The organism is Listeria costaricensis, from assembly GCF_900183385.1.
GTDB lineage: Bacteria > Bacillota > Bacilli > Lactobacillales > Listeriaceae > Listeria > Listeria costaricensis.
In genome coordinates, this window is the sequence record NZ_FXUT01000032.1 from 20797 (window position 1) to 30303 (window position 9507).

The following is a 9507-nucleotide window of genomic DNA, read 5'->3' on the forward strand; positions in this document are numbered from 1 at the left end:
CAAACCTTTCCATAAAAAATAGCTTCCCACAAACAAGTAGGAAGCTATTTGCGTGTTCTGTAAAATTAGAAGTTTGCTACACGACCAAAGCCAACAAGGTATTCGCCCCAACCGCTGCCATGGATATTGTCGTATTTAACGCCGTTATCCTGTGCATCGATCATTTGGCCGCCACCAACGTAAATGCCGACGTGTGCAATGCCTGAACCGTAGTTAAAGAAGACTAGATCGCCTGGTTTCGCTTGAGATTCAGAAACTTTTGTAGAAGCACTGTATTGTGCACTAGCAGTACGTGGCAAGCTGATGCCCACTTGTCCGTAAACATACTTCGTGAAACCGGAGCAGTCGAACGAGCTTGGGCCATTGCCGCCCCAGCTGTAAGGTTTGCCAAGATGTTTTTGTGCTTCGCTAAGCAGTGCAGAGTAGCTAGCACTTGAACTGCTGCTGGAAGAGCTGGATGATGAAGCGTTCGATGTGCTAGAAGAACTAGCGGACGAACTGCTCGAACCAGATGTACTGTTGTTTGTTGTGCTGCTAGAAGCAGTTGAACTGCTGTTATTAGTTGTGTTTTGAGCTGGCACTTGTCCTTTTACTTTAAGTACTTGACCAACTTGGAGTGCGTCAGAAGAAAGCCCGTTCAAAGCTTTCAAATTGGATACGCTTGTTCCAAAAATACCGGCAATTTTGCTCAGTGAATCGCCACTTCTGACTGTATAAGTAGAAGCACTTGTATCAATCGCATCAGCCTGTGTTTCTTCCGTCACAGTGGAAGCTTGTGTCGTGCTACTTTGTGTAGACTCTGTAGAAGCTTGACTTTCCTGTGTGGAAGAAGTTTGCTCTTCAGAAGCCTGAGTGGTTGTTTCCGATTGAGTTGCTGTTTCCGATTGAGTTGCTGTTTCCGTTTGGGTTGTTTGTTCTTCTGTAGCTGTTTCTGTTTGTGTGGAAGCTGCTGGTTGTGCCGCAGATGCTTTCACAGCTAGATTTTGTCCAACATAGATGGAAGAAGAAGAAAGATTATTCCAAGACATTAGATCATTCACAGAAACCCCAAACTTCGTGGAAAGTCCCCAAAGAGTGTCACCACTTTTTACTTTGTACGTGGAAACGTCCGTTGCTACCTGCTCAGTGCTGCTGGCAGTCGTTGTTTCTGTTTGTACTTGTGTTTGCTCAGTCGCTGCAGTCGTTGTTTCAGTCACAGCAGCTGTTTGTGTTGCTTCCCCGAGATATTTGCCATTTACATAGCCTGTTTGACCGTCACCGTAAGTGATTTTGTTCCAGCCGTTTGACTCAGTCGTTTCAACGGTTACTTTTGTACCGCCTTTTAGTGAAGTGATGATATTGTTGTCAACACCAGCACCGTCACGAACGTTTAGCCAAGTCGCAGTGACTTGTTTTTCTGATTTTTCTTGAGCCTGTTCAGAAACAACTAATTTTTGACCAGGAAAAATTTTATCACTTGTAAGCTTGTTTAATTGTTTAAGAGAATCTACGGTTGTGTCATTTTGCTGAGCAATTCCCCATAAAGTGTCACCAGATTCTACAACCACAGTACTGGCAGAAGCAATAGTTGGAGCTGCAAATGCTGTTACTGCAATCCCCGCTGTAGCTGTCGCGATAGCCGCTTTTTTCATAATTTGTAGAACTCCTCTCTTCATATAAAAATCGTTTGTCGAATAACTTCTATGTATTCACCGATTAATACCCATTTTACCCAGTTTGAGCCCAAAAAACAAACAATTCCCTAAGCGCTGCGCCTGTTAAAGCGGCCTATACCAGAAATGTGTAACAGAACTGTAATAAAACGAAAGGCGAATATATGTTCTTTGGGCTTGAGATGTAGCTGTTTAAAGGATTATAAGAAAAGTTAAAGAAGAAGCTTGGCTTGAAATGTTGCGTAAAATGAAACCTGTTTAAAAATAACAACAGAAAAATTTAATTAAATTGTAATATTTCCATCATGCTTTTTTCATGAAAGAATTTGTAAACAACGGAATTTTAAAAGTTGAATTTTTGGAAAGCGGGAAAATTTTTCAGGAAAGCTTTTTGTAAATGGTGGAGTTCATGTATAATTAAGGGGAGTGGAGGAGTCAAAATTATGAATCAAAATTATGATGATCGAAAAATTGTCAAAGCTTATCGTGAAGTAGCCCGTCAAATTGTCAAAAAAGAAGGGCTTTATAAATATATGGATCAAGAAGAATTGCAGGAGCAAACGCGCATCTGGCGTGAAAAATATCGTGAAAGGGAGATTCCGGATCGGGATATTATCAATATTTTTGCTTTGGCAAGGGAAGCGGCCAGCCGGATACTTGGTCTGGATGCCGTCATTGTGCAGCTTATCGGGGCACTTGTTTTAGGTGAGGGGAAAATCGCCGAGATGAAGACGGGGGAAGGAAAGACACTCGTATCCCTTTTTGCGATTTATATTGAAGTGATTCGCGGAAATCATGTGCATTTGATCACGGCGAACGACTATTTGGCGAAACGTGACCGGGAAGAGATCGGACAGATACTGGAATATTTGGGAATCTCGGTGGGGCTCAATCTTTCAGGGCTCGACAAGGCGCAGAAAAAGGCGCTTTATACGGCGGATGTCATTTATGGAACGGCTTCTGAATTCGGCTTTGACTATTTGCGGGATAATATGGTTCGGCAGCTGGACGACAAGGTGCAGTCGAGTTTGGATTTCGTGCTGATTGATGAAGCGGACTCGATTTTGATTGATGAAGCCCGGACGCCGCTGTTGATTTCAGATCGGAAGGAAGAAAATCTGGACCTTTATCTGACGGCAAACGAGCTGGTCAAAACGATGATGAAAGACGACTATGAAATTGAAGAACATAAGCGCTTTTGCTGGATGAATGATGCGGGGATCGAAAAGGCGCAGCGTTTTTGGAAAGTGGAATCGCTCTATGAAGCAGAAAATCAGCCGCTGCTGCGAATCACGATGCTGCTCATGCGGGCTCATTTTTTAATGCAGAAGGATAAGGACTATGTGGTGCTGGACGATGAAGTGTTGATTATTGATCCGCATACTGGGCGGGCACTTCCAGGGCGGCGCTTCAATGATGGGCTGCATCAGGCGATCGAAGCGAAGGAAGGTGTGGAAGTCAAGGAGGAGTCGCGCACACTGGCCACAATCACCATCCAGAACTATTTCAGAATGTATAAAAAGATATCGGGTATGACGGGGACGGCTAAAACGGAAGCAGAAGAGTTCCGCCAGATTTACGGGACGGATGTTGTGGTGATTCCAACGAACCTGCGGGTAAACCGGGAAGATATGCCGGATGATGTGTTTTATACAAGAAAAGAAAAAGGCCGGGCGATCGTCTATGAGGTTTCTTGGCGGTATGAAAAGGGGCAGCCGACTTTAATCGGGACTTCTTCCATTAAAAGTAACGAATGGATCAGTAAACTCCTGACAGAGGCGGGCATTCCTCATCAAGTGCTGAACGCGAAAAACCATGCGCAGGAAGCCGAGATTATTGCACGGGCCGGAAAACGCGGCATGGTGACGCTGGCGACCAATATGGCCGGTCGCGGAACCGATATCAAGCTCGATCCAGATGTGCACCGGTTGGGCGGACTGGCGGTTATTGGGACGGAACGCCATGAAAGCAGACGGATCGACTTGCAGCTGATGGGCCGCTCAGGCAGACGTGGCGACCCGGGTTTCAGTAAATTTATGATTTCACTGGAAGACGATCTCTTGCAGCAATTTGAAAGTAAGAAATGGGACAAGCTCTATACCAAGCTGAAACGGCGTCACCCGCGCGACGGCAAACCGGTCAATCACCGCAAGATTCATTCGGTCGTACTGGATGCACAGAAGCGGATCGAGGCTGCCAATTATGACATTCGGAAAGACCTGCTTTCGTATGATGAAGTGATTGATTTGCAGCGGAAAGTGGTTTATAAAGAGCGGGATGAGCTGCTTGAAAGAAACAAGTTGGGCATCTCATCGGAAAAAATTATTCGTGAGGTGGCCGAGCGGGCTTTTCCAGCGATTTTGCCTGAAGACGAACAGACGCAGGAATATTATTTCCGACTGCAACAGGAACTGCTAGGTGGAACCAAATTTCCGCATAGCTTTGATGAAGTGGTCGCCATGGATGGGCAGGAAGTGGTGGAAAAAATCATCGGCTGGCACAAAACGGTTCGTGATCAATTCCCACCAAACACCTTGAATGCGATCGAAAAAGAAGTCTATTTGAATTTGATGGATCAGATGTGGGTGATTCATTTGGATGCAATGGTCGAGCTTCGGGAAGGGATTCATCTTCAAGCCTATGGTCAGCAGGATCCGCTTGTGATGTATCAAAAAGAAGGCGCCAAGCTGTTTGAAAAATTCCAACAAGATTATCATTTCTACTTTGCACATGCCATTTTGGAGCTTGATCCGACAGGGCTTGTAAGGGGATAATTTTTAATAGAAGAAAGCTCTTCACTTTTTGGGTGAGGGGCTTTTTTGATGTTTATAAAAGGAAAGAAGAGGCTAGAGAATATATAACAATGATTAAAGGAGAGAATGTTAAAATGACTGAACCGAATTTAATTGACCCACGAAAATTGTATGAAACGGACGGATTTCCCAAACAAGATCAGGAGACGCCAGCCCTGCAAGCGAAAATGACACCCAAGCCCGATTGCGGTGAGGAAAGCTATGTCGGCACGAAGCAGCTGGAAAATCGACGGGTGCTCATCACTGGCGGAGATTCTGGCATTGGACGGGCAGCAGCCATTGCTTTTGCACGGGAGGGAGCGGATATCGCTTTACATTTTTTCCCGGGAGAAGAGCGTGACGCAAAGGAAGTCGCTGAATATATTCAACAAGCCGGCAGAAAAGCTGTTTTGCTGCCTTATGATTTACGCGAAGAAACAGCACCGAAAGAAATCGTTCAAAAAGCTGTGGAGCAACTTGGCGGGCTGGACACGCTCGTTCTGAATGCGGCGCAGCAGATTTCGCAACCGAGTATCGATGAACTGCCGATTCAGCAAGTAAAAGACACATTTACAGTGAACATTATTGCGATGTTTGCACTGGTGAAAGAAGCGGAACCGCATTTGCCGGCTGGTGGGGCAATCGTGACGACGACTTCCGTTCAAGCCTTCCATCCAAGCGAACATTTGCTGGATTATGCGTCTACAAAGGCTGCAATTGCCAACTTTACGATCGGCTTGGCGAAGCAGTTTGCGCCTAAGGGAATCCGCGTCAATGGCGTGGCACCGGGACCAATTTGGACACCGCTGCAACTGGATCAGGGACAGCCGATCGACGCACTGCCTGAATTCGGCCAAAACAGTTTGCTGGAGCGCGCCGGACAGCCTGCTGAACTCGCACCTGTCTACGTATTCTTAGCTTCCAATAAAGCCAGCTACGTGACGGCACAAATTTATGGTGTGACTGGCGGCGAAGCGATCAATCTATAGGGGTGGAAAAACGAAAATTTGGTTTAAAATCAATTACTTGGAAAAATTTAGTAACTTTTTTCTCATTTTTCTGGTACGATAAAGAATGAGTCAGATTCATTTGTGAACCAATTAAATCCTTCTTAGGGAGGATTTTTTTGGGTAAACAGGATTGATATCATGATTTTGTGGTACTAAAATCTATAGAAGAAAAAGAAAAGCAGGTGATTGAATGAAGCAAACTCTTTCAAAATTTAAGCAGTACTTTATTGAGAACAAATTTGTCCTCGGCTTACTAATCCTACTACTGGTTGGCTTGAACATCCTTGTGCTCACAAAAATTTCGTTTATTTTTCATCCGCTTGCGGTCATCATTGAAACGGTCGCAGCACCAATTATTCTAGCGGGAATTTCTTATTACTTGTTCAATCCGATCATTGACTTTTTGGAGCGGAAGGGCTGGCATCGCGGCTGGTCGATCGGGCTGCTCTACTTAATCATTATTGGCATTCTCGTACTTGTGTTCAGCTTTGTGATTCCGGCTGTGCGAGATCAGATCATCAGTCTGGTCAAATCATTTCCGGGCTACTGGGATCAAATTACGGATAAATTTAATGAATTCAGTCGCTCGCCGATTTTTGATCAGATCAAGGATAAGTTAAGTGGCAATATGAGCGATATCATGAAGACGGTTTCCGAGAAGGGGACATCAGTTGTCAACAGTGCGATTGATAGTATCGGCAATATTGTTGGAACGGTGACAGAAGTTGTGCTGGCGATCGTGACAACTCCACTCGTACTTTTCTATCTGCTGAAAGATGGGAAAAAGTTGCCGGATTTCATTTTGAAAATGCTGCCGGTTAATGGGCGGGCACATACTCGTCAAGTGCTGATCGAGTCGAATCACCAAATCAGTTCGTATATTCGCGGGCAAATCATTGTCAGCTTCTGTATCGGGATCTTGCTATTTATTGGTTATTTGATTATCGGCTTGCCTTATGCGCTGACGCTGGCGATTGTTGCGGCATGTACGAGTATTGTGCCTTATTTAGGACCTGCGATTGCGATTACACCTGCGCTGATTATTGCGATTGTGACTTCACCATGGCTGCTTCTGAAACTGATCGTCGTGTGGGTGTTAGTGCAGCTTTTAGAAGGGAAATTTATTTCGCCGCAGATTATGGGCAAAACGCTCAAGGTGCATCCAATCACGATTCTATTTGTGATTCTGGTGGCCGGCAAATTGTTCGGCGTTCTCGGCGTGATTTTCGCAGTGCCGGGCTATGCGGTACTCAAGGTCATTGTAACGCACGTGTTTATTTGGTTTAAACGAATTTCCGGGCTGTACGGAGAGCAGCCGGAGAGTGAGTATGCGGCGGAACAGAAGAATGAATAAATCAACTCGAATAAACAGACGACGAAAACCAACTTTTTCTTAGGGGAGAAGTTGGTTTTTTTATCGTTCATTTTTAATAATTAATAAAAAATAATTAGTTAGCAGTGAATTGTGCTTGATAAAAATGATTTGTTTGCAAAATGTAAACGGATAACTATTTAAATATAGTAGATTATAAAATATTTAAATTAATTTATTTGGTAATTTCGCTATTAATTCATAAAAAGTTCAAAAATTAATATGGTATTAGTCCTTTTTTACGCCTTCTAGATCTTTATTTTATTATATCTTATACATATGGACTATAAATGATTTTTTTTTATTAGAAAAATAAGCTTAAGGAGCAAAATATGAATGATATCAGCGAATTATACAACATAAAGAATGTTCATATTGATTTTCAACCGCAAAATCTTTTTGAAAGGCTCATAAACGAAAACAAGATCCATTACAAGGAAAAAGTGTTTTCGAAAGGGTCATTTATAGTAAAGGAAAAGACACAACATAATTATATCTACTTTATCAAAGACGGGATTGTTTCAGTTGAAAAACAAGAAGATATTTATACGTTTTTTCCAAAAGGCAATTTTATTGGTTTAAATGTACTGAGTAGGGAGCGAAGCCCTTTTTTTTCGTTTGTCGCTTTTACAGATGTAGAGGTCATCAGGTTTGATCGGGCAGAAGTAGAAACGTATTTAAATAGAATGCAGGAACGCTGGCTCTTTCTTTATGTACAAGAGCAACGTTTTCGCGATCATATCTATGAGTGTTATCTTTTTCGGCGAGAAAAAGGAATAGAGAAAGTCGAACTTGCGATAACTTTTATCAATAAAATATTTCCCAATCCTACTCAAAGAGTATTACCGCCTGAAATTCCCTATAAAGAATTTGCAAGATTTGTAGGGATTAAGGAAAGTACGATACAAAAAATCCTTAAAAAAAGAAATGTATAAGTTTACTTTGAGGAGGGATCATATGTCTGAAGAAACATTTCTACCACAAAGGGAGTGGTGCCCAATGTCAGAACATGAATTTTTTAAATCCTTAGTTGCGGAAAGAAAACTAAAAATGAGAACAGAGATATATAAAAATAAAGGTTTTCTGAATGAGGATGCCGATTTTGTTCAAAATATCTATTATGTGCAAGAAGGATTGGTCATTGCCAGCTACAAAGATAAGGCAACACATTGCTTTATTCCGGGAGAGTTTATTGATTTAAGCTATTTATTAATGGAGGAAGAATATCCTTTCCTTTGTGAAGTTAAACAAAATTCTCAAATTGTGGTGTTTAAAAAAGCAGAATTGATTGATTTAATGGTTAGCAAAGATTTAGCCGATTTTTTTGTCGATCGATCTTTGGAGAGCAACATGCATCGATTATACGAACAATTTTATATCTTGCAGTCAGTCGCAGAACATGATCTAGAAAAAGCGTTATATCATTTTGCTAAACGATACGCAACACCTAAAAAAGACTATCTGGAATTTCCTTTAGGGTTGAGTAAGCAAGTTTTACAAGATTGTTTTTATATAAGCAAAAATCTATTTGAAAAATTACAAAAAAACATTTCATTAGATATTGTTTGGAAAGATGGCAGGAAAAGTGCTCTGCAGGTGGCCTATAACGGGGTGGATAAGAGTAAAGAGACGTGGTTTGACAATGAAGCAAACCCTTTTCTTAAATAATAGGGTTAGGAGGATTTTCAAAAAAGAGACGGATAAATTCAATTAAAAAAGGAGATTGACGAAGGATTATGAAGAAAAGTGCAAAAAAAGTCTTAGTGGGGTTATTGGCTGTTAATGTTTTAGCTTCAGCACCTCTGACTGCTATCTCAGTAAATGCTGAGGAAGTGCAAGCGGGTGTTTCAGAAAATCATCAGCTAAAAACTGAAAAAGGTGAAGCGGTAAATACACTTGTTGGTTTAGAAGCGCCCACTTTGTCCAGTGTAAATGAAGAGTCAACGTCCATCACAGTTAAAGGTGAGCCAAATGCTCAAATCACGTTAATTCTTCCAAAAACTGGTCTGCGTGTATCAACAATGGCTAATGCAGAAGGTGAAGCCACTTTTGCACTATCTGGCTTAGTTGCAAATGATGTGATTAGGGCGATACAGGAACTAAATGGTCAAATAAGCCCTGAAGGATCAACAATTGTTCAGGGAATAGAGATTGATGCACCAATAATTTCAGAAGTGACAACAGATGATACAATCATCACAGTAACGGGTAAACCATATGCTCGTATCTCAATCGTTTTGCCTAATGGGTCAACACGAAGCAGAACAGCAGATGCTGACGGAAAAACCACCTTTGATATTGAGAAGCAAAACTATGGCGGAACCATTACAGCGACACAAATTGTAAACGGCAGAACAAGCGTTGAAGCCTCCATTATGGTAACACAAGGTGAAGTAGCTGCACCAACTATTCAAGCTGTGACAACAGATGATACAACGATTACAGTAACAGGTAACCCATACGCCCGTATCTCAATCGTTTTGCCTGGTGGATCGACACGAAGCAAGACAGCAGATGCTGATGGAAAAGTGATATTTGATGTTGAGAAACAAAACTATGGCGGAACCATTACAGCGACGCAAACTGTAAACGGTAGAACAAGTGCTGAAGCCTCCGTTATAGTAACACAAGGTGAAATAGCTGCACCAACCATTCAAGCCGTGACAACAGATGATACAACG

At 42.2% G+C, this 9507-nt stretch carries 7 protein-coding genes; 6 read left to right on the plus strand and 1 reads right to left on the minus strand.

Annotation, left to right across the window (positions count from 1 at the left end):
• Positions 1-65 precede the first annotated feature (65 nt).
• Entirely contained in the window at positions 66-1631 is a 1566-nt protein-coding gene (locus tag CS921_RS15095; protein ID WP_099225365.1) for a LysM peptidoglycan-binding domain-containing protein, read from the minus strand.
• Between the two features lie 464 nt (positions 1632-2095).
• Here CS921_RS15095 and secA2 point away from each other — a divergent pair, with 464 nt between their 5' ends.
• The 6 genes from secA2 to CS921_RS15125 form a co-directional block, all read left to right on the plus strand.
• Positions 2096-4426, plus strand: a complete 2331-nt coding sequence (gene secA2, locus CS921_RS15100; RefSeq protein WP_099225367.1) for an accessory Sec system translocase SecA2 — start codon at positions 2096-2098, stop codon at positions 4424-4426.
• A gap of 113 nt (positions 4427-4539) precedes the next feature.
• Positions 4540-5433: an SDR family oxidoreductase gene (locus tag CS921_RS15105; protein WP_099225369.1), complete on the plus strand. Its 894-nt coding sequence runs from the start codon at positions 4540-4542 to the stop codon at positions 5431-5433.
• A gap of 211 nt (positions 5434-5644) precedes the next feature.
• Positions 5645-6808 carry an AI-2E family transporter gene (locus CS921_RS15110; RefSeq protein ID WP_099225371.1) on the plus strand — a complete coding sequence of 388 codons (1164 nt, stop codon included), beginning with the start codon at positions 5645-5647 and terminating at the stop codon, positions 6806-6808.
• A gap of 350 nt (positions 6809-7158) precedes the next feature.
• A complete protein-coding gene (locus CS921_RS15115) occupies positions 7159-7761 on the plus strand; it encodes a Crp/Fnr family transcriptional regulator (RefSeq protein WP_099225373.1) in 603 nt (200 codons plus the stop codon).
• Between the two features lie 22 nt (positions 7762-7783).
• On the plus strand, positions 7784-8494 hold the full coding sequence (locus CS921_RS15120; protein ID WP_162921799.1) for a Crp/Fnr family transcriptional regulator: 711 nt from the start codon (positions 7784-7786) through the stop codon (positions 8492-8494).
• A 68-nt stretch (positions 8495-8562) separates the two neighbouring features.
• Positions 8563-9507: hypothetical protein (locus CS921_RS15125; RefSeq protein WP_162921800.1), on the plus strand; the 945-nt coding region annotated here is incomplete at its 3' end.